This window comes from Halomonas sp. BDJS001 (genome assembly GCF_026104355.1).
Lineage (GTDB): Bacteria > Pseudomonadota > Gammaproteobacteria > Pseudomonadales > Halomonadaceae > Vreelandella.
Map to the genome: position 1 here is coordinate 2,598,522 of NZ_CP110535.1, position 21,211 is coordinate 2,619,732.

At 53.7% G+C, this 21,211-nt stretch carries 21 protein-coding genes, 2 tRNA genes and 1 pseudogene; 9 read left to right on the forward strand and 15 right to left on the reverse strand.

What is annotated here, in order from left to right:
• Nucleotides 1-11 precede the first annotated feature (11 nt).
• The 6 genes from upp to OM794_RS12035 form a co-directional block, all read right to left on the reverse strand.
• Nucleotides 12-641 carry a uracil phosphoribosyltransferase gene (upp, locus tag OM794_RS12010; RefSeq protein ID WP_113269665.1) on the reverse strand — a complete coding sequence of 210 codons (630 nt, stop codon included), beginning with the start codon at nucleotides 639-641 and terminating at the stop codon, nucleotides 12-14.
• Between the two features lie 95 nt (nucleotides 642-736).
• Entirely contained in the window at nucleotides 737-1,420 is a 684-nt protein-coding gene (ung, locus tag OM794_RS12015) for a uracil-DNA glycosylase (protein WP_265153759.1), read from the reverse strand.
• A gap of 2 nt (nucleotides 1,421-1,422) precedes the next feature.
• A complete protein-coding gene (gene gpt, locus OM794_RS12020) occupies nucleotides 1,423-1,902 on the reverse strand; it encodes a xanthine phosphoribosyltransferase (protein ID WP_009286932.1) in 480 nt (159 codons plus the stop codon).
• A gap of 6 nt (nucleotides 1,903-1,908) precedes the next feature.
• Nucleotides 1,909-2,454, reverse strand: a complete 546-nt coding sequence (locus OM794_RS12025; protein WP_226251050.1) for an adenine phosphoribosyltransferase — start codon at nucleotides 2,452-2,454, stop codon at nucleotides 1,909-1,911.
• Between the two features lie 41 nt (nucleotides 2,455-2,495).
• Nucleotides 2,496-3,794: an NCS2 family permease gene (locus OM794_RS12030; protein ID WP_226251051.1), complete on the reverse strand. Its 1,299-nt coding sequence runs from the start codon at nucleotides 3,792-3,794 to the stop codon at nucleotides 2,496-2,498.
• A 208-nt stretch (nucleotides 3,795-4,002) separates the two neighbouring features.
• Nucleotides 4,003-4,629 carry a riboflavin synthase subunit alpha gene (locus OM794_RS12035; protein ID WP_226251052.1) on the reverse strand — a complete coding sequence of 209 codons (627 nt, stop codon included), beginning with the start codon at nucleotides 4,627-4,629 and terminating at the stop codon, nucleotides 4,003-4,005.
• A 624-nt stretch (nucleotides 4,630-5,253) separates the two neighbouring features.
• Here OM794_RS12035 and OM794_RS12040 point away from each other — a divergent pair.
• The 4 genes and pseudogenes from OM794_RS12040 to OM794_RS12055 all read left to right on the forward strand — a co-directional run bounded on the left by OM794_RS12040 (nucleotide 5,254) and on the right by OM794_RS12055 (nucleotide 8,415).
• Nucleotides 5,254-6,311: pseudogene (locus tag OM794_RS12040) on the forward strand (methionine ABC transporter ATP-binding protein).
• Nucleotides 6,292-6,945 (forward strand): methionine ABC transporter permease, encoded by a 654-nt coding sequence (locus OM794_RS12045; protein ID WP_088700003.1) that lies wholly within the window; start codon nucleotides 6,292-6,294, stop codon nucleotides 6,943-6,945. Before OM794_RS12040 ends, OM794_RS12045 begins: the two are co-directional and overlap by 20 nt.
• 103 nt (nucleotides 6,946-7,048) lie before the next feature.
• Nucleotides 7,049-7,840, forward strand: a complete 792-nt coding sequence (locus tag OM794_RS12050; RefSeq protein ID WP_226251053.1) for a MetQ/NlpA family ABC transporter substrate-binding protein — start codon at nucleotides 7,049-7,051, stop codon at nucleotides 7,838-7,840.
• 101 nt (nucleotides 7,841-7,941) lie between these two features.
• Nucleotides 7,942-8,415, forward strand: coding sequence for a GAF domain-containing protein (locus OM794_RS12055; RefSeq protein WP_226251054.1), 474 nt, complete (start codon nucleotides 7,942-7,944; stop codon nucleotides 8,413-8,415).
• 118 nt (nucleotides 8,416-8,533) lie between these two features.
• On the opposite strand, the gene OM794_RS12060 is transcribed toward OM794_RS12055, so the two are convergent.
• Together OM794_RS12060 and OM794_RS12065 are read right to left on the reverse strand one after the other, a co-directional pair.
• Nucleotides 8,534-8,610, reverse strand: a tRNA-Val gene (locus tag OM794_RS12060).
• A gap of 23 nt (nucleotides 8,611-8,633) precedes the next feature.
• Nucleotides 8,634-8,710 (reverse strand) — tRNA-Val (locus OM794_RS12065).
• Nucleotides 8,711-8,953: 243 nt separating this feature from the next.
• Between OM794_RS12065 and OM794_RS12070 the strand changes: the two genes are divergently transcribed.
• On the forward strand, nucleotides 8,954-10,024 hold the full coding sequence (locus OM794_RS12070; protein ID WP_226251055.1) for an endonuclease/exonuclease/phosphatase family protein: 1,071 nt from the start codon (nucleotides 8,954-8,956) through the stop codon (nucleotides 10,022-10,024).
• A gap of 33 nt (nucleotides 10,025-10,057) precedes the next feature.
• Here the strand turns inward: OM794_RS12070 and OM794_RS12075 are convergent, their stop codons facing one another.
• A complete protein-coding gene (locus OM794_RS12075) occupies nucleotides 10,058-11,434 on the reverse strand; it encodes a class II fumarate hydratase (protein WP_226251056.1) in 1,377 nt (458 codons plus the stop codon).
• Nucleotides 11,435-11,722: 288 nt separating this feature from the next.
• Between OM794_RS12075 and OM794_RS12080 the strand changes: the two genes are divergently transcribed.
• Nucleotides 11,723-12,097, forward strand: coding sequence for a phasin family protein (locus OM794_RS12080; RefSeq protein WP_226251057.1), 375 nt, complete (start codon nucleotides 11,723-11,725; stop codon nucleotides 12,095-12,097).
• A gap of 87 nt (nucleotides 12,098-12,184) precedes the next feature.
• Here the strand turns inward: OM794_RS12080 and hda are convergent, their stop codons facing one another.
• On the reverse strand, nucleotides 12,185-12,913 hold the full coding sequence (hda, locus tag OM794_RS12085) for a DnaA regulatory inactivator Hda (RefSeq protein ID WP_265153760.1): 729 nt from the start codon (nucleotides 12,911-12,913) through the stop codon (nucleotides 12,185-12,187).
• Complete coding sequence (locus OM794_RS12090; RefSeq protein WP_226251059.1) at nucleotides 12,910-14,061, reverse strand: AI-2E family transporter; 1,152 nt, start codon at nucleotides 14,059-14,061, stop codon at nucleotides 12,910-12,912. The genes hda and OM794_RS12090 overlap by 4 nt, the downstream gene beginning before the upstream one ends.
• A 306-nt stretch (nucleotides 14,062-14,367) precedes the next feature.
• On the opposite strand from OM794_RS12090, the gene purM reads away from it, so the two are divergent.
• Both purM and purN read left to right on the forward strand, forming a co-directional pair.
• Nucleotides 14,368-15,435 carry a phosphoribosylformylglycinamidine cyclo-ligase gene (purM, locus tag OM794_RS12095; protein WP_226251060.1) on the forward strand — a complete coding sequence of 356 codons (1,068 nt, stop codon included), beginning with the start codon at nucleotides 14,368-14,370 and terminating at the stop codon, nucleotides 15,433-15,435.
• Nucleotides 15,432-16,199, forward strand: coding sequence for a phosphoribosylglycinamide formyltransferase (gene purN, locus OM794_RS12100; RefSeq protein ID WP_226251061.1), 768 nt, complete (start codon nucleotides 15,432-15,434; stop codon nucleotides 16,197-16,199). The genes purM and purN overlap by 4 nt, the downstream gene beginning before the upstream one ends.
• Nucleotides 16,200-16,281: 82 nt before the next feature.
• Here the strand turns inward: purN and dcd are convergent, their stop codons facing one another.
• From dcd to cobA, 4 genes are all read right to left on the reverse strand, one after another.
• Complete coding sequence (dcd, locus tag OM794_RS12105; protein WP_035579668.1) at nucleotides 16,282-16,848, reverse strand: dCTP deaminase; 567 nt, start codon at nucleotides 16,846-16,848, stop codon at nucleotides 16,282-16,284.
• 11 nt (nucleotides 16,849-16,859) lie between these two features.
• Nucleotides 16,860-17,660 carry an iron-sulfur cluster carrier protein ApbC gene (apbC, locus tag OM794_RS12110; RefSeq protein WP_226251062.1) on the reverse strand — a complete coding sequence of 267 codons (801 nt, stop codon included), beginning with the start codon at nucleotides 17,658-17,660 and terminating at the stop codon, nucleotides 16,860-16,862.
• A gap of 174 nt (nucleotides 17,661-17,834) precedes the next feature.
• Nucleotides 17,835-19,031, reverse strand: coding sequence for a kinesin (locus OM794_RS12115; protein WP_226251063.1), 1,197 nt, complete (start codon nucleotides 19,029-19,031; stop codon nucleotides 17,835-17,837).
• A gap of 187 nt (nucleotides 19,032-19,218) precedes the next feature.
• Nucleotides 19,219-20,040: a uroporphyrinogen-III C-methyltransferase gene (gene cobA, locus OM794_RS12120; protein WP_265153761.1), complete on the reverse strand. Its 822-nt coding sequence runs from the start codon at nucleotides 20,038-20,040 to the stop codon at nucleotides 19,219-19,221.
• Nucleotides 20,041-20,284: 244 nt separating this feature from the next.
• Here cobA and OM794_RS12125 point away from each other — a divergent pair, with 244 nt between their 5' ends.
• On the forward strand, nucleotides 20,285-21,187 hold the full coding sequence (locus tag OM794_RS12125; protein ID WP_226251065.1) for a GGDEF domain-containing protein: 903 nt from the start codon (nucleotides 20,285-20,287) through the stop codon (nucleotides 21,185-21,187).
• Nucleotides 21,188-21,211: the final 24 nt, after the last annotated feature.

Sequence of the window (21,211 nt, forward strand, 5' to 3'; positions counted from 1 at the left end):
AGAAACGATGCTTAGCGCGTTCCGAAAATCTTGTCGCCAGCGTCGCCCAAACCAGGGACGATGTAGCCATTCTCATCGAGGCGGTCATCGACGGAGGCGGTGTAGATTTCAATATCGGGGTAAGCGTCCTGCACCCGTTTGATACCCTCAGGGGCCGCAACGAGCACGATCACCTTCATATGCTCACAGCCTCGCTCACGCAGCATGTCCAGCGTGGCCACCATCGAGCCGCCAGTAGCCAGCATGGGGTCGATAACGATGGCCATGCGCTCTTCGATATCATTGGCAAACTTGGCGAAATAAGGCACCGGTTGAAGCGTCTCTTCATCGCGATAAAGACCGACAACGCTTACCCGCGCACTGGGGATTAGATCTGTAACGCCCTCCAGCATGCCAAGCCCTGCGCGCAGAATCGGCACAACGGTAACTTTCTTACCTTTTAACCGACGCGTAGCAATCGGTTCACCGTTCCATCCCTGGATTTCATGATCTTCGAGCTCCAGACCCTTGGTTGCTTCATAGGTCAACAGCTTGGCAACTTCACCTGCCAGTTCACGAAAGCTCTTAGTGCTCAGGTCAACTTCGCGCATCAGACCCAGCTTATGTTGTACAAGCGGATGGTTAATGGCGTAAACACTCATGGGACTTCCTCACTGCAGGGGATTCAGAATGACAACCAGAGCTGCATCAGCTAGGCGCAAAATTGCGCGTATTCTACCCGCAACCACTTGCAAGGTTAAGGGGTTTCAGGCAATTGCCACTCGATGGGGTCTCGTCCTTGCGCTTGTAGAAATTGATTGGCTTGGGAAAAATGCCGGGTACCAAAAAAGCCCCGATGCGCAGAGAGCGGTGATGGATGCGGGGCTTCCAGTATTAAATGGCGCCTCTGGTCGATTAACGCCTTCTTCTGGCGCGCATGACTGCCCCACAGCAGAAATACACACGGCGGCGCGTGCTGGCTGACGGTTTCAATCGCGCGGTCAGTGAAGGGCTCCCACCCTTTACCGCGGTGCGAGGCCGCATTGCCCTGCTCCACGGTAAGCGAGGTATTTAACAACAGTACGCCCTGCCTCGCCCATGCTTCCAGATGGCCATGGCGCACGGGGGTAAAACCGACATCGCTGGCCAGCTCTTTATAGATATTGACTAGCGACGGCGGCACCGGGACGCCGGGTTGCACGGAAAAACATAAGCCATGAGCCTGATTAGGGCCGTGGTAGGGATCCTGGCCTAAAATAACCACCTTCACTTCGCTCAACGGGGTCAGCTCAAAGGCGCGAAACCAGTGTGAGGAGTGGGGATAAATAATTTTTTTGGCCGCTTTTTGCTCAGCCAAGAACGCTTTTAGCCCCAGCATGTAGTCAGCCTGAAATTCATTACCCAGCCACTGATTCCAGTCGTCGGGAAGCGGATTAGCCATCACTACCTCTTCATCTGATCGACAAGCGGTTCAACATAGGCAACGCCCATATCCCATGGGAACTGGATCCAGCACTGCTGAGCCACTTCGGTTAGGTATTGATCCACCAGCGGGCGACCATCCGGCTTGGCGTAGATAGTCACAAAGTGAGCTTTCGGCAGCATTTTGCGAACTGCCCGCGCCGTTTTTCCGGTATCCACCAAGTCATCGACCAACAACCAGCCTTCACCATCATGATCGACGCCCTTCATGATATCCAGGCCGCCTTGATCCATGTGGTCGTAGCTTTTAATGCATACGGTATCGATCAGCCGGATATTAAGCTCCCGGGCAATCAACGCGGCAGGAATTAACCCGCCGCGGGTAATCGCTACGATGCCTTTAAAGTCACGCTCGATCATCTGGTGACAAAGCGTACGCACGTCACGGTGCAGTTGATCCCAGGAGACAGTGAAGTGTTGGTGATAGCGATCGCTGCTCATGGGGATTTACTCGTCTTCGTTGAAAGAACAAACTGCGAATACGCTATAACCAGCATCGCGAATTTTCTGCGAACCACCCAGTTCGGGCAGATCAATAATGGTGGCGGTCTCCACCACATGGCCACCGCTACGCTGAATGAGGTTGGCCGCTGCCAGCATGGTGCCACCGGTGGCAATCAGGTCATCCATCAGCAGAATACGATCGCCCGTTTGGAAGGCATCGGAATGCAGCTCCACTTCAGAATGACCGTACTCCAGGGTGTAGGTCTCGCTGATGGTTTTGAAGGGCAGCTTACCCTTCTTGCGCACCGGTACAAAGCTGCAGCCCAACTCATAAGCGAGCGGTGCGCCAATAATAAAACCACGCGCATCGATGGCTGCAATGGCATCCAGGTTCATCTCCTGATAGCGGTGTACGAAGCTATCGATCAGCTTGCGGAAGGCAGCGCTATTTTGCAGCAACGGGGTGATGTCGCGAAAATTCACGCCCTGCTCAGGCCAATCGGGAACCGTGCGAATAACGGACTTAATGTAGTCGCCGTAGATGCTCATCGCGTCTCTCATTGAGTAATAAAAAAAGTGATAAGGGCCAGTTACCCTAGGAACAGGAATCTCGCCGCAAACAGCAGCGCTAAAATAATCACCGCCGGATTCAGATCGCTAAAGCGGCCCGACAGCGCTTTGATCGCCACGTAGCTAATAAAGCCTAGCGCGATGCCTTCGGCAATCGAGAACGTCAGCGGCATCGCCAGCGCAGCAATCAGCACCGGCGCAGCATCGGTGGGGTCTTCCCAATTCGCGTGGGCCAAGCTACCCGCCATCAGTACAGCCACATAGAGCAGCGCACCTGCGGTAGCGTAAGCCGGAATCGAGCCCGCCAGTGGTGCGAAGAACAGGCTGATCAGGAACAAAACACCGACGACTACCGCCGTTAAACCAGTGCGCCCCCCCGAGACGATACCCGCCGTCGATTCAATGTAGCTCGTCGTGGTGGAAGTACCCAAGGCAGCGCCCGCCATTGAGGCAGTGCTATCGGCCATCATGGCGCGGCCAATGCGCGGCAACTTGCCGTCTTTGTCTAGCAGTTTGCCGCGATGCGCGACACCGATCAGCGTACCCGAGGTATCGAATAGATCCACAAACAGGAAGGCAAAGATCACGCTTAGCATCGCCACGTCTAACGCGCCCATCAAATCCATGGCCATAAAGGTAGGTGCAATGGAGGGCGGCATCGACATTAGCCCACCGTACTCGTTATGGCCAAGTACCATCGCCGCAACGGTCACGCCCAAGATACCAATCATCACTGCACCGGTAACCTTGAGGTATGCCAGCGCGGTAATCACAAAAAAGCCCAGCAGTGCATAAATAGCTGGCGGCTGTGCAAGGTCGCCCAGGGCAACAAAGGTCGCCGGGTTGGCAACCACAATACCGGCATTCTTAAGCGCAATCATCGCCAGGAAAAGTCCAATACCCGCGGCTATCCCCAAGCGTAATGTCATTGGAATGGAGTTAATGATCCACTCGCGAATTTTAAAAATGCTTAATAAAAAGAAAGTTAAACCGGAGAAGAAGACTGCCCCCAACGCAGCCTCCCAGGTATAACCCATCCCCAGCACGACGCCATAGGTGAAGAAGGCGTTCAAACCCATGCCTGGCGCCTGGGCAATAGGGTAATTGGCCCACAGACCCATGACGAAACAACCAATCGCCGCCGCCAGGCAAGTCGCTACGAACACCGCGCCGTAGTCCATCCCCGCTTCCGAAAGGATGCTCGGGTTGACAAAAATAATGTAGGCCATCGTCAGGAAGGTGGTGATCCCGGCGATAACTTCTGTTTTCACGTTGGTTTTTTGCTCGGAGAGCTTGAAATAGTTATCCAGAAGTTTCATGAAGTTTGTTGTCCTTAGCGCTAACGTCGCATGACGTGTATACGTTCTGGTGCTGAGAAAAGCCGCACATACTACCGAAACGCTCGCCTTGATGCGAGCGGCTCAGCATGGCGACCAATGTCGGCGGAAACCGCTCCGCTGCCGAATACCAAGCAATCTTCAGGCCATGATCTAACCGATCGGTCAGCCCAACAACCAATAAACACCATTACCGCCGCTGTTGCGACAATACACGCTCAACGGTTTCAACGATTACCTGGGTTTGCGGATCAATTTCGATATTGACCTGATCTCCCGGTGCCCTATCCTGAAGCGTGGTGCGCGACAGCGTCTCAGGAATTAAATTGACGCTAAACTCCACAGCGCCCCTCTCCGCGTGGCGTACATCGCCAATGGTCAAGCTAATACCGTCCACCCCGATATAGCCCTTTTCAAACACGAAACGGCCCAGTCTTTCCGGCAGTGAAAACCACAGCCGACGGTTATTAGGCGCCTCTTCAATGGCCACGACTTCAGCCATGGAAATAATGTGGCCCGACATGGAATGCCCACCAATTTCATCTCCAAAGCGCGCAGCGCGCTCAATATTGACGCATTGCCCTGGAGTAATTGCACCAAGATTAGTCAATCGCAGCGTTTCACGCATCAAATCAAAACTAACGTTATCGCCCTCAATCGCCGTCACCGTTAAACAGACACCGTTATGGGCGACGGATGCGCCGATCTCAAGCCCCTTGCGCATTGAAGGGGACATTTCCACCACATGCACGCGAAAATCATCCAGCTCACGCACCGCCACTACCCTGGCCACTCCTTGCACAATGCCAGTAAACATAAGGCTGTTCTCTCCTAATGCAGTGAAAAACGTATAGTAAAAATAAAGTCGTCAAGAATGAGCAGTAAGAAGCATTGAGCCGTCAAAGTGCCAAGTCATTGGCGCAAGCTTACTACTGCTGCCCGAGGTTTGTGCACCGCGTTGTTGGTTTTTCACTGCCCCATTCTACGCCATTCACATTCCTGTGGCTGTTAAGCGGGAGGTGTTTTCATCCAGTGAAAGGCTGTTTAAGCACTACCAACAGAACTTAAAACCACACCATTCATAAATATTAGAAAATAATGCCACTTCACAAGGTAAAAACATAAAATACGACGGCCAAAATTGACAAGACAGCTATCCAACCCTAAAATTTTGCCTCAAATGTAATGACGCCGATTTGTACCCAGATTGCGGGCGTCCACCTGGTCACTGATTTAGTATTGGTTATTGACCCGGTGAAGTGCAGCTAAAAGGGTGTGTCCAGCGTTGATGGCCACCCCATTAGGGTGGCCTTTTTTTATTCCCCGCCCTATCCTTAGCCGCCCTTTTTTTAGTGACCCGAGAGCTTATCCCAACTGTTTTTAATCGCTTGGGTTGCACACTCCCGCACACTGTTTTCGGCCTACCGGTAAGGCAAACGCTATGATTGAACTTAGCAACGTTAGTAAAACCTATTTCAGTAATAACAGGGGCAGCGGTGCAAACGCCATCCATGCGCTCAAAAACGCTACCCTTACAGTGCCCAAGGGTACGATTCACGGCGTCATCGGCCTGTCCGGCGCAGGTAAATCGACGCTCATCCGCTGCGTCAACTTGCTAGAGCGCCCCACCAGCGGCAGCGTGACGGTCGATGGTCAGGAAATGACGCGCCTGAGTAACGCCGAACTCAACCGTGCGCGCCATCGTATTGGCATGATCTTTCAACATTTTAATTTGCTAACCACACGCACCGTATTCGACAACGTTGCGCTACCCCTTGAGTTAATGGGGCAAAAACGCCACACCGTGCGCGATCGCGTTATTCCGCTGCTGGAGATGGTAGGCCTGGCGGATAAAGCCAACCAGTACCCTGCCCAGCTTTCCGGAGGACAAAAGCAGCGGGTAGCGATTGCTCGGGCGCTGGCCAGCAAGCCGCAGGTACTCCTCTGCGATGAAGCAACCTCAGCTCTAGACCCACAAACCACCAGCTCAATTCTGGAACTGCTGCGCGATATAAATCATCAACTGGGCATTACCATCCTGCTGATCACCCACGAGATGGAAGTGGTCAAATCAATTTGCCACCGGGTGAGCCTGATTTCGAATGGCGAACTGGTGGAGGACTCGGAAGTTGGCGACTTCTTTACCGCCCCACGCACCCAGCTGGTCGTGAGTTTCTCAACGACTTTCTGCAGCTAACGCCGCCCAAAGAGCTGATCGAGAGACTCCTTGACGCCCCCGGGGAAAACACCCACCCCGTGGTACGCCTAACCTTCTCTGGCGATGCGGTCTCGACCCCGCTGATTTCACGCCTGGCGCGGGAGTGCGGGGTCGATGTGAGCATTTTACAAGCGAAAGTAGAGTCGATTCAGGAGCGTACCCTGGGTCTGATGATTGCGGAGCTGCTGGGCTCTGCTGCGCAAACCCAGCAAGCCATGCACTATCTCGAATCCCATCAACTACAAGTGGAGGTACTCGGCCATGTCCAGCGCAATGATTGATTTAATTTTACAGGCCACGCTGGATACGCTTTATATGGTGGCCGTTTCCGGACTTATTTCCACCCTCGTTGGCCTGCCACTCGGGGTGATGCTCTACGTCACGCGCCCGCGGCAAATATTAGCGAAGCCAGTACTTAATCAAGTACTGAGCATTGTTACCAACATTGGACGCTCGATCCCGTTTATCATCTTGATGGTGGCGATCATTCCTTTCACGCGCATGCTGGTGGGCACCTCGATTGGTATTAATGCCGCATCAGTTCCGCTCACCATTGCCGCTATTCCGTTTGTCGCTCGGCTGGTCGAGGCAGCGCTTAACGAAATTTCCCCTGGGTTAATCGAAGCTGCCCAAGCCATGGGGGCAACCCCTTGGCAAATTATTCGCAAAGTACTGATTCCGGAAGCTCGTGGCGGCATCATGACCGGCTTAACCATCACCGTCGTCACACTGGTAAGCTACTCCGCCATGGCCGGTGCAGTGGGTGGCGGTGGCCTTGGCGACTTAGGTATTCGCTACGGCTACAACCGCTTTAACCCCACCATCATGCTGATTACGGTGGTGATCCTGGTCGTCATGGTGCAGGGCTTCCAGAGCCTGGGCGACTACCTGGTACGCAAAAGTGATCGCAAATAGCAGTAAGCTCACCACCCATCCCTTATAACCAAAATGCATTAGACAACGGTTTTTTATTGCCGCATCATTGTACTATTAAGCACAACATCACTGGAGAGACCTCATGCAAAAACTGATTATTGGTAGTCTTACCGCCCTGGCACTTGCGGTTAACGTCGCTAATGCTGAAACGCGCAGCATTAAAATGGGTACCGTTGCTGGCCCTGAGACCGAAGTGATGGAAGTGGCAGCGCGCATTGCCAAAGAAGAGTACGACCTCGATGTGGAAATCATCGAGTTTACCGATTACGTTACCCCGAATGCCGCCCTTGCAGACAGCAGCCTGGACGCCAATGCTTACCAGCATGAGCCCTACTTGCAGTCGATGGTCGACGACCGTGGCTATGACCTGGCTATCGCTGGCTACACCTTCGTTTACCCCATTGGCGCTTACTCAGAAAAATACGACAGTATCGATGACCTGCCAGACGGCGCTCAAATCGCGCTGCCCAACGACCCATCAAATGAAGGTCGCGCGCTGATCCTGATGCACAACGAAGGCCTGATCACCCTCAACGATCCAGAATTTCTCGAATCCACGCCGATCGATATCGCTGAGAACCCCCGCGACTTCCGCTTCCGCGAGATCGAAGCCGCTCAGCTTCCCCGCGTGCTGCCCGATGTGGACATGGCGTTCATCAACAACACCTTCGCGCAACCGGCCGGTTTAAGCCTGGATGATGCCTTGATCAAAGAAGGCCCCGAGTCCCCTTACGTCAACCTGATCGCGGTTCGCAGCGGTGATGAAGAGCGTGAAGAGATTCGCCAGTTGGTCGACGCCTATCAGCGCGACGAAGTGATCGAGAAAGCCGAAGAGCTGTTTAAAGGCGCAGCCGTTCCTGGCTGGACCGAGTAATACCCCGAAGTAGCAGAAAATAGATAGCACCCAGGCCGACACCCATATGCCGCCCATATGAATAAGTGTCGGCCTGTTGCGTTAGTAGCATAGGAGCCCACATGCAAAACAGCGTTGACTACCCACTACTCAATCGCCAGCTTGAAGCGCTGCTCGATACCCGCGATTGGCTCACCAACAGTGCGCAAACCTGTGCGTTTATTCACCAACAGCTTAGCGACTTAAACTGGGTAGGCTTTTATCTTCAGCGCCAGCCTGAGGTTTTAGCCCTGGGGCCCTTTCAGGGGCAGCCCGCCTGCCACCCAATTCCCTTTAGCAAAGGGGTATGCGGCGCGGCCGCTCGCCAACAAACCACCCAGCGAGTAGACGACGTCCATGCGGTTGCCGACCACATTGCCTGCGACGCCAACTCCCGCTCCGAGCTAGTGGTTCCCATTGTAGTGGATGGCCGCCTGTGGGGCGTATTGGATCTGGATAGCCCACTGCATACGCGCTTTACTCAACAAGACCAAGCAGGCGTCGAAGCCCTGGTCGCCACTTTTATGCGCCAAACCGACCTGCCCCAATTTGTTTAATCTAGCGCAAGTTGCGCGCTAGCGATTAAAAGCCTTAGCGACTAAAAAACCAAAGGCGCTATCACACCCACGCAAAAACGCCCCAGGCATCGCTGCCTGGGGCGCTTCTGATAAAAGCTGGTAGGACCAGGCGGATTTGAACCGCCGACCTCCACGATGTCAACGTGGCGCTCTAACCAACTGAGCTATGGTCCTGAAAAGGGGTGTTGGCAAAAGACTGGTAGAACCAGGCGGATTTGAACCGCCGACCTCCACGATGTCAACGTGGCGCTCTAACCAACTGAGCTATGGTTCTATTGTGCGATCTATTAGACTATCAATTAGTCTATTTGGGGTGCGCTATTTAGATAGCAACACGCCTTCCAACGGATGCATATCTTACGCTTTTATCACTGAATTGCAAGCTCTTTCCCATTACACGCCCTCTCCCTCCGGCATTACACCCATGAGGAGTAGATGTTCAATTCGACACCTGCAGCCTTCTAACGCTAGGCTTAGTGCTTCAATGCGCTGGGTGTTATCTACAGGGAGATAAACCATGCTGGGTATTTTGCTAGGAAGCATAGCGATCGTGCTGTTATTAGCGACGCTGATAGCACGCATACATTTACATTGGTGGTGGATTCGCAGTTTTGAATTTCCACGCCTGCAGATTGCTTTCCTAGCCTTAACCACCTGGCTATTAGCCGTTATCTTCGTTGAGCCCGGCCCTTGGCTATGGGTATCTCTGCTCGCCTCGGGCATCACTCTACTGTTCCAGCTCTACTACATTCTGCCCTGGACGCCACTCTGGCCGGTTCAGGTTAAAACGGCGGAAAGCAACGATTCAGATAAACGGATAACGCTGCTGATCGCCAACGTGCTGACCCCTAATCGGCAGGCTCAGGCGCTGATCGATATGATCAAACAGCACCAGCCGGATATTGTACTGACCCTGGAGTCAGACCAGTGGTGGCAGGATCAGCTGGATCCTGCCCTCGCAGAGCAGTGGCCACACAGCGTCAAGATCCCGCTCGACAACCTTTACGGCATGCACCTCTACTCGCACCTGGAACTTACCGATACTTCCGTTAAGTGGCTAATACAGGACGACATTCCGTCTATTCATACCCGAGTAACGCTTGCTAACGGCGATAGCATTCGTTTTTACGCACTCCATCCACGGCCACCGGCTCCCAGTGAGAGTGAAAAATCTTTATGGCGGGATGCTGAGCTGCTGTTAGTGGGCAAACAGATCCATAAAGATCCCCGGGCAACGCTGGTCGCCGGGGATCTGAACGATGTGGCTTGGTCACGCACTACTCGGCTTTTTTGCCGCGTGGGCGGCATGCTCGACCCACGCCGTGGACGGGGTTTATTCAGCACCTTCCATGCCAAATATCCCATGTTGCGCTGGCCCCTGGATCATATCTTCGTGACCGAGCACTTCACCTTGGTTGGTATGCAGCGACTTAACTACTTCGGCTCCGACCACTTTCCGATACTGGCCACCTTTTGCTACCGCCCCTCGCGGCAAGACGAGCATGAAACGCCCGAAGCGGATGCGGAGGAGCGCAGTGAAGCCAGCGAAACAATTCAGGAAGGCAAAACCGAGCGGCAAGAGACCTGAACGAAAAGCCAACCTTAACGCTGCTTAAAGGTGTTACTCAGGGATGCCTCCCTGAGTTAACGCGGCAGGATCCAGCAGTCGCTCAAGCGTTTCCCGGTCAAGATCCGTTTTCTCCTCGGCCACATCAATAATCGGCCGCCCCGCCTGGTAAGCCTCTTTGGCAATTGCCGCGGCGGCGTTGTAGCCAATCACGCCATTTAACGCCGTCACCAAGATCGGATTTCTGGCCAATGGCCCTTTCAGGTTATCTTCACGCACCTTGAAAGTGGCAATCGCACGATCAGCCAGCAGCCGTGCGGTATTACTCATCAAGCTGATTGACGTAAGCAAATTGGAAGCCACCAGCGGCAACATCACATTTAGCTGGAAGTTACCGCTCTGCCCTGCGACGGTAATCGCACTATCCAGACCGATGACCTGCGCGGCAGCCTGGGCGGCTGACTCAGGAATCACGGGGTTAACCTTCCCCGGCATGATTGAACTGCCGGGCTGTAACGCCTCCAGCTCGATCTCACCCAGCCCCGCCAGCGGGCCTGAATTCATCCAGCGCAAATCGTTGGCAATTTTCATAATCACGCAGGCCAAGCCTTTCAACTGGCCGGAAAGCTCTACCGCGGCATCCGGGGAAGAGAGGCTGGCAAAGAAGCTGTCATTAGGAGTGAACATCAACCCCGTCTGTTCGCTCAGCTCTTGGGCGACCTGTTCAGCAAAGCCGATAGGAGCGTTAATGCCGGTGCCCACGGCGGTTCCGCCTTGAGCTAATCGGCACAGCCGTTTCATGGCGCTATCAATGCGCTCAATGGCCTGACCTAACTGGCTCGACCATGCGCCCAGCTCTTGATCCATACGCAGCGGCATGGCATCCATGAGATGGGTACGGCCGGTTTTTACCACATGACTTAGCTCACTGGCGCGCTGGTCGATAGTGCTGCGCAGGTGAACGAGGGCTGGACGCAGCGATTCATGCACGGCGATAGCAGCCGACAGATGGATGGCCGTGGGGATCACGTCATTGCTGGACTGCCCCATATTGACATGATCGTTCGGCGTCACCTCGACGCCTTCCCGGCTTGCCAAAGTCGCCAACACTTCGTTGACGTTCATATTGGTGGAGGTGCCTGAACCGGTTTGAAACACATCGATGGGAAAGTGTTGATCATGCTTACCTGTTAACACCTCGCGAGCCGCTTTTTGAATCGCCTCCCCACGCGCGCTATCAAGCCCTCCCAGGGTTTGATTAGCTCGGGCTGCCGCTAGCTTGATACGCGCGACTGCATGGATAAAGGCTGACGGCATAGGCGAATGAGAGACAGGGAAATTATTGATGGCCCGCTGAGTTTGGGCGCCATATAGGGCTTCAGAGGGCACTTCCAATTCGCCCATGCTATCGCGTTCTATCCGTGTTGCCATTGCTCTTACTCCCAACAGTGAAATTAACAGTGATGCCTATCTGAGCGTATAACCGGTCTATCGATCGCAGGCTAAAGCCATGCTCTCTACCTTCAAGCTAGCTGGTTAGAGCATGCGGGTAAACATACGCTTGCCCCGCGGTTAGTAGATGCCAAAAACCAAATGTTGCACTGCACAAAAACAGTTGCTATGCTGCAACGCAAGATAGCTTAAAAAGCTACTCATTCATCAGCAGCGCCAACCTCTGGATAGCTGCTTGTGCAAGACTAACCCCAGGAGGGTATGACGATGCGTACATTAAATACTAACGAAATGACTCAGCAGTTTGACAATATGTTTATGGCCCCAGTACGCGCCTACATGGCGCTGAGCATCGATTACAGCGAAAAAATGATCAACGCTCAGATGGATGCCAGCAAAGCCTATGTTGATACCGGCATCGCGCAAATGCGTCAAATGATGAACGTGAAAGACGCAGAAGGCCTGCGCAGCTATATGGAAGGTCAGCAAAAAGTGGCTAAAGAGCTGGCTGAGCGCGTTAAGGGCGATACCGATAAAGTCGTCTCTCTACAGCAGGACTTTATCCAGAAAAGCCAGAAAATTACCGAAGACAACGTTAAGCAGGCGCAAACCGCTGCCAGCAAGTTGAGCAAAACTGCTTAATCGCTTATTGAAGCACTAAGCGAATAAGCATGTTTTATAAAACGCCCCTGCCGGCTCTCGCTGACAGGGGCGTTTTAGTCGTTGCCCTTAGCATTTTAGACCCGCAGATTCACCAACGAGGGCGGATTTCACAAACGGAATCGTCAATTTACGCTTGGCTGATAACGATGCCTTATCCAGGGTTTCCACGGCACGGCAGAGTTCGCCTAGCTCCCGAGGGCCACGATGCAAAATATAGCGCCCAACATCATCAGGCAGTTGCATCCCTCTTACACTGGCGCGCAGCTTTAGCGCTGCTAAACGCTCGTCATCATCTTCCAAGGGGTGAACATGAAACGTTACCCCCCAGGTCAGGCGGGAAGCCAGATCCGGTAGCACCACGTTGAGCTGTCGTGGGGAGGCACTGGCTGCAATCACCAATTTCTTGCCCGCATCTCTTAGCCGGTTAAAAGCGTGAAACAACGCCTCTTCCCAGCGCTTGCGGCCAATCACGCACTCCAAATCATCAATGGCGACAATATCCAGGCGTTCGATGTCTTCCAACATTAACGGCGGAAAGTGGCCCAAATCATACAGCGGCAAGTAAAGCGCTCGCTTATCTGCATCGGACGCCGCATGGCACGCCGCCTGAAGCAGATGGCTGCGCCCTACCCCTGGCGCCCCCCACAGATAGAGAAACTGCTCACCCTCAGGGGTAAGCTGCTGAGTCAGGTGCTCAACCAGCGGCGTGTTCGAACGCGCCACATAGTAGTTATCAAAGGTTGCGTCATCGCGCAGGCCAATCCCCAAAGGAAGCTGTGCCGGTATTCGGCTCATGACGACTCCCCTTGATCTTTACGGCTATTTCCATCACGACTAGGGGCATCACGCCCAAACTCAGCAGAACTCACCTCAATGATAGGGGCATGCTTGTCGGTATTATTTTCATCGTACAGTTCGCTATGCTGATAACGAACTTTCACTTCTTTCAGCAACACCAGGATTACCGCAGCAACAGGCAGCGCCAACAACACGCCGGTCAGGCCAAACAGGTTACCACCAGCCAGCACGGCGAATATAACCGCGACCGGGTGCAGGCCAATTTTATCCCCCAACAGCTTAGGCTGCAGAACTACGCTCTCAGCCATTTGGCCAATACTAAACACGATGATGACGCCCAGCACCGCCCACCAGGTGGCGTATTGGAATAGGGCGACAACCAGGGCGATCACCAAGCCAACAATAAAGCCCAGGAACGGTACAATACTGACTAACCCCGAGACAAAGCCGATCAGTAGGCCAAAATTAAGCCCCATCAACGTTAAGCCCACCGCATAAATAATCCCCAAACAGAGCATCACTAGCAGTTGGCCACGTAAAAACGAAGACAGTACTTCATCGCAACGGCGCGCCAACCGGAAAGTATCGTCTGCCCACTGGCGAGGCACGAGATTGGCAATATTGGCCAATAAGCGATTCCAGTCCAACAGCAAATAGAAAGTAACCACAGGAATCAGCGCCACGTAGGTGATCCATGACGCAAACGCCATACCTGAGCGGCCAATTTGTCCTAATATCTGGGCTAAGTAGCCGCCCGCATCGCGCCAGTTTTCGACCAGCGTCTCCCGGGCATTGGTCAATTCCGCGGTTAAGTCATAACCGGTCCACTCTTGCACCTGCGGTGCGAGTCTGTTTTCTACCCAATTAAAAATACCCGGGATAGCTTCGCCCAGCTGTTTAAGCTGTTGAACGAGCAGCGGTATCAAGATCAACAGACTCGCCACGAGGACGACCAGCAGTACTAAAAACACGCTGCTTACCGCGAAGGGTCGGTTCATGCCCCAGCGCTGAAAACGGTTAGCCAGCGGATCAGCTAAGTAAGCGAGAATCATCCCAGCAATAAAAGGCATCAGAACCGCGTCTAACAAATAAATTAACCCGCCTATTACCACCAAAAATAGGACACCCCACCAAGAATTCCGCATAGATCCCTCTCAAACGTGAATTTAATCCGCTTATTTGCACTTATCGTTACTATTGCACTTATCGCGACATATTTTACTGATCACACTTAACGCTCACTCACCACTACTATCCGTTCACTCGTTGCTACTGTTTTTACCATGCCACTACTATGCCGCAAATGAGCGAAAGTCGCTCGTATGCTTTTCATCGTGCGCGACAGCGGTGCGACCTGCGCCGCTGAGTGTTACAATCCGCTCCAGTTATCGTCTAGCACTGGCCAAGCCGCCAGCACTACCAGCACCGCTATTTGCTTCACAGGATCTGTCATGACCGAGACCCCCTCTTCTTCGGCTACTCCTTCCCTCAGCTACAAGGACGCAGGCGTCGATATTGATGCCGGTAACGCCTTAGTTGACCGCATTAAACACGTTGCCAAACGCACTACGCGCCCGGAAGTCATGGGCGGACTTGGCGGTTTCGGCGCGCTATGCGAGATCCCCGCAGGCTATCGGCAGCCCGTGCTTGTCTCGGGTACCGATGGCGTCGGCACCAAGCTGCGTCTGGCAATGGATCTTGGCAAACACGACACCATTGGCATTGATTTGGTCGCCATGTGTGTCAATGACCTCATCGTGGCCGGCGCGGAGCCGCTACTGTTTCTTGACTACTATGCCACGGGTAAGCTCGATGTGGATATTGCTGCTGACGTGGTCACCGGCATTGGCGCTGGTTGCGAACTGGCTGGCTGTGCCCTGGTAGGCGGAGAAACCGCCGAAATGCCGGGCATGTACGAAGGCAGCGACTACGATTTAGCGGGTTTTTGCGTAGGAGTGGTCGAGAAAGCGGACATTTTAGATGGCAGCAAAGTGGCCGAAGGCGATGTTATCTTGGGGCTTGCTTCCTCCGGGCCGCACTCAAACGGTTACTCGCTGATTCGTAAAATACTCGAGGTCAGCGACGCGTCGTTAGAGACTAACATCGACGGAAAAACCCTCGGCGATGCGCTGATGGCACCTACGCGCATCTACGTTAAATCACTGCTCTCCTTAATGCGCGGCAGCGAAATTGCCGTGCACGCATTATCGCACATCACCGGCGGCGGCTTGTTGGAAAACATTCCCCGCGTGCTGCCCGACAGCCTCGCTGCGCATATCGATATTGCCAGCTGGCAGCGCCCCGCGGTGTTTGATTGGCTGCAGGCCAACGGCAACGTGAATGAAACTGAAATGCACCGCGTGCTCAATTGCGGTATTGGCATGGTCGTTGTAGTGCCGCAACATCAGGCAGAGCAGGCGGTGGCTCATCTGCAAGCCGAGGGCGAGTCCGTTTATCGCCTGGGCCAGATCGTTGTGCGCCAAGGGGACGCCGTTATTCTGGAGAACCTCTCGGCATGACCAATACGGACTACCAGAGCGATACCATTAAAGACGTCACGCCGGAGCCCCTCGGTGCGCGCCGCATTGTGGTACTTATCTCAGGCAGTGGCAGCAATCTGCAGGCGCTGATTGATGCTCAGTCCCACGACCGTTTAGGTGGTGGTGAGATTGTCGCGGTGATTTCCAATATCGCTGACGCTTATGGTTTGAAACGCGCTCATGAAGCAGGCATTGAAGCGGTTGCGCTACCCCACCGGGAATACGATAGCCGCGAAGCCTATGATGGCGCCTTGATCAAAGTCATTGAGCGCCACGAGCCGGATCTGATTGTACTGGCAGGCTTTATGCGCATTTTGACGCCTCGCTTTGTGCAGCGTTTCCTGGGCCGAATGCTGAATATCCACCCTTCGCTGTTGCCAGCTTACCAAGGGCTCAACACTCACGCCCGTGCGCTGGCAGACGGGGTTGCCAGCCATGGTTGTAGCGTTCACTTTGTGACCGAAGAGCTGGACGGTGGCCCGGTGGTACTGCAAGCGGAACTGCTGGTGACCAGTGACGACACCGCGGAAACGCTGCAAGAGAAGGTTCGCGCCCGGGAACATCTGATCTATCCGATCGCGGTGCAGTGGTTTTTGGAAGGTCGGCTGCAGTTCAGCGCCGAAGGTGCCAAGATGGATGGCCATCTACTGCCGGAACACGGCATGCGGCTCTCCCACGCCGACGCAGCGGAAGAGCTTGATGAAGACCTTGATGAAAAGCTCGACGAAGAGTCTCAGGGCTAGACTGGTATCATCACCATAAGCATTAAAAAGCGCCTTACGGTTTTGCCTTAAGGCGCTTTCTCGTAGCAGTGCATTGCGTAAACTAGGTACGCGGCAAGGTCACACCACGCTGCCCCATATACTTCCCGCCGCGGTCTTTATACGACGTTTCGCACACCTCATCAGACTCTAAGAACAGCATCTGCGCGACGCCCTCATGGGCATAGATTTTCGCTGGCAGATTGGTAGTGTTAGAGAATTCCAAGGTAACGTGGCCTTCCCATTCGGGCTCCAGCGGCGTCACGTTAACGATAATGCCACAGCGCGCATAGGTGGATTTACCCAGGCAAATCGTAAGCACGTTACGGGGAATACGGAAGTACTCCACCGTGCGCGCCAGCGCGAATGAGTTGGGCGGAATAATGCACACGTCGCCTTTAATATCGACAAAGCTTTTTGCGTCGAACGCCTTGGGATCAACGATCGCTGAGTGAATATTAGTGAAGACTTTGAATTCATCTGAGCAGCGCACGTCATAGCCATAGCTAGACGTGCCGTAGGAGATCACCCGCTGGTCATTCACATAGCGCACTTGCTCGGCTTCAAACGGCTCGATCATCGCGTCGCTTTTGGCCATGCGACGAATCCAATTATCAGATTTGATACTCATTTATTTCGTTATCACTCACTAAAGGAAATAGTTGGGCCGTCGCCTTGGTTCACGCTCACCGCCTCAGCGACTTTTTGGGCAATAGCCGCAAAGGTTTGGCTCACCGAGCCTTCAGGTTCAGACACTACGCTTGGGCGTCCCGAATCCGTTAACTCTCGGATGGAGAGCGTCAGCGGCAGTCGCCCAAGCACTTGGGTCTCGTACTCTTCGGCAATGCTGTCGCCTCCGCCGGTACCAAAAATAGCCGCCTCATGACCGCAATTTTCGCAGTGGTATAGGCTCATATTCTCCACCACGCCAAGCACCGGCACATTAACCTTACGGAACATTTCGATCCCTTTACGGGCATCTAACAGCGCAATGTCCTGTGGGGTGGTCACAATCACCGCGCCAGCGACCGGTACTTTCTGGGCCAGGGTCAGCTGGATATCACCGGTACCTGGGGGCATGTCGATCAACAGAAAATCGAGATTGTCCCACTGGGTTTGCGTCAGCATCTGCTGGAAGGCGCCCACCACCATTGGCCCGCGCCACACCATCGGCTCGCGGGTATTGACCATAAACGCCATCGACATGGCCTGAATGCCATGGGCCTGGAGCGGCAGGAATCGGTCATTACTGGCCGCCTGGGGGCGCGTGCCCTCTTTAACACCAAGCATCTGTGCCTGACTGGGCCCGTAGATATCCGCATCCAGGACGCCTACTCGATAGCCCTGTGCTGATAGCGCTAATGCCAGGTTCACGGTGACGGTGGATTTTCCCACGCCCCCCTTACCCGATGCCACTGCAATAATATGCTTAACCCCATCCATTCAATGGCACTCCTCGTTTAGGCATTTACTTTCTGAAATTAACGTTGAGTGAATGATACGCTTCACAGTCCCAATCATAAACCTACAACAAGAGGGCGGATGCCGGTTTTCCGACATCCGCCCTTAGGTTACTGGCGCGAAAGGTGCATAACCGCCCTACTTTCTAGCCTCTTATTAACCAGCGTTTTGCTGAGACTCTTCACTGCCGCCATCGCTATCATTGGCGCTCTCACTGGAAGAGCTCTCCTCTGACGAGCTATCCGAAGAGCTATCTGAAGAGCTTCCCTCTGAAGTTCCTTCTTCAGCAGGACTGCTTTGTGAAGATGATGTAGCCTCACCTGCCGACTCTTCTGCATCGGCCAAGCGGCTGTCTAACGTCGACAGCTCATCGCGCCATTCGCTTAACTGGCTCTCCAAACGCTCCAGCTGATTCTCACGCTGCTCGATATCACTCTCGACGCTTGCCACCTCTTCACGCCCCAGATCCAGAGCGACCATTACGTCATCCAACTCACCGCGCACCTGGCTTAGACTCTGCTCTTCCTCTTCGCGTAGCGCCGTTAGCGAATCAACATCACCTTGCAGCTCATCGCGCTCGCTAGTGAGTGAGTCACGCTCATTCCTCAGCTCATCAAGCTCGCTCTGGGCAGCCGAAATTTCTTCTTCCAAGCCACTTAGCTCTTCATTAGACTGGCTAATCTGCTCCTCGAGTGCGGAGAGTTCCTCTTCCGTGTTGCCCAGCTCTTCAACCGCTTGCTGACGCTGCTGCTCCGCTTCCTGACGGGCGGACTCAGCCTCCTGACGGGCTTCTTCAGCGCTAGAACGCGCCTCCTCTACTTGCTGAAGGGCGCTCTCCGCCTCATCCCGGGTGCTCATGATCTCTTCGCGCTCTTCACGCAGCGCGCTCATCTCACTTTCAGCGGTTGCTACCTGCTCATTAAGGGTGGCAATTTCTTCTTCCAGCGCATCCCGTTCGGATTCAAGTTCTTCTAAACGCGACTCTACATCGCCGACGTTGCCTTGAGCACTTTCAAGCGAAGAGCGGGCTTCTTCCTGCTGCGTTTCCAGGGATGCCATCTCCTCCTGCAGCGCGGTTAAATTGGTTTCAGCTTGCTCAATCTCGCTGATGCGCTGGCTCAATTGGTTATTTTCTTGCTCAGCACTGGCGAGCTGCTCTTCAAGACTATCAACGCGATCCTGGCGGGAGCTTGCATTGGACTGGGCCATAATCGCCCAGATAACCGCAATGGCGGCGATACCGGCAATGGCTTTTACCCGGTTATCCTGAAATAGGGTTTTCATATCCGACTTTTTAGCCGGCTCTGGCTTGTGGACTGGTGACTGGTGATCCGAGTGGTTTGCTTCCGACATTATGCTTTCCTCTATGGTCTAAGCTAACGTTTGTCCAAGCTAACGGTCATCAAGTAAGTGGTTAATGCGCTAACCTTGGATGATCTCCACCTTCAGCATACACAGCTCGCTGTATCTAGCCAGTATGTTTGCAAATTCGTGTATAAATGTTGCCGTAACGTTACCACAAGCCATAATGTTTATTACTTTAGGTAGAAGGCGGGTGCTTTCCCTCATGGAAGCCTGAAGCCCCCCCATTATGCGCATTAAACCAATCCAGTGTGGTATGCAGTGATACAACGCTACCCACTATTAGCAGCGTAGGCGGTTTAATGTAGCCCGCCAAGAAAGTAGCAGGCAGTGCAGACAGCGTACCTACATGGGTAAGCTGTTGGCGGGTCGTCCCCTGCTCAATTAACGCCAGCGGCGTATCTGGCGCTAAACCGTGCTTCATCAGCGCTTGGCTAATCACCTCCACGCTGCCTAAGCCCATATAAAACACCAAGGTTTGCCCGGGCCTCGCTAGCGCATCCCAGTCAAGTTCACACTCACCCTGCTGCAAATGCCCGGTGACAAAACGCACCGACTGGGCGTGATCGCGATGCGTTAAGGGAATTCCTGCATACGCGGCGCAGCCTGAGGCTGCGGTCACCCCTGGAATCACTTCCACGCTCACTTGCGCCGCCACCAACGCCTCAAGCTCTTCTCCACCACGGCCAAAAATAAACGGATCACCGCCTTTCAAGCGCACGACGCGCTTACCCTGATGAGCCCACTTCACAAGCGCTTGATTAATGCCCTCTTGGGGGACGCTGTGCAGCGAGCGTGCTTTACCCACATAAAATCGCTGCGCCTCGCTGGGTATAAAGGCGATAATTTCATCGCTAACCAAGCGGTCGTAAAGCACCACTTCAGCGGACTGAAGGCGTTTATACGCTTTTAGCGTTAACAACTCCGGATCGCCAGGACCCGCGCCCACTAGACTTACCAAGCCGTATGGCTGAGACGTTTGCTCTCGTCCTGCTTCCAAGAATCCACCTCAGGAATAAAAAAGATTTTTGATATGCAAAAAAGTAATTAATTTTACCACTAAATACCAATAACGCCTTGTCTATTGCTTAGAATACAATCGAATATATATAAAAAAAGAACATCTATATTCTAAAACAATATAGATAAGCTCATTTTGTCTGCAATGGCTTACATCCTGATTACGTATTTAGGGCTAATCTTCACGATCGAATTTAAATTGGCACATGTTTGGAGATTCACGCATGCCCGTGAATGATATAGACGCACCCGAGCAAGTCAGTGCAGACCACCTTGTACCCCACATACCCGGCGTTATCTTTCAGTTTCACCGTGCGCGCAATGGTCATATGCGGTTTCCCTATTTAGAGGGCGGTGGCGTGGCTCTAAAACATATTGACCGGGAGCTGCTTGCCGAAAATGCGGGCCAGTTGGTTGAGCAACTAACTGGCAACGACCACCCCAAAATAATGTCCGCGATAGAGCGCTCAGCGCGCTGGATGCTGCCTCTCACTACACGATTTCGGCTTCCGTTTCCAAAAGAAAAACCCCACTGGATTGCGGTTAGCGCCAAACCCACGCCCGTTGACGATGGCGTGCAGTGGAACGGCATAATGATGGACATCAGCGACCAAGTCGGCGAAGAGCAACGGCTTCGCAAGTTATGCGATACCGACCCCCTGACGCAACTGCCCAATCGGCGCAAACTGATGATGCACTTGACCCATGTTGCTTCGCTTAGTACCCGCCACGGTACACCGCTGTCCATCATGATGATCGATATTGATCACTTTAAACGTCTGAACGACCGCTGGGGCCACCTGCATGGGGATGACGTGCTTAAACAGTTAGCAACCCATACCCAGTCACTACTGCGCTGTGAAGATATGGTGGCTCGGCTGGGAGGAGAAGAGTTCATGGTCGTGCTGCCGCTCACGCCGCTGCAGCAATGCCATGCACTTGCCGATCGCTTACGCCAAGCCATCAGTGTGCGCGACTTCGGCATGGGGCCAGGCCAGGTGACGCTAAGTATTGGGGTGGCCGAATATCGCTGCGGCGAACCCCTAACGAGCCTGATCGAGCGGGCCGACCAAGCGCTGTATAGCGCCAAAGACGTTGGTCGCGACTGCGTTTGCCATCTACGCTAAAGGGAAATCCCCAAGCACAGGAGC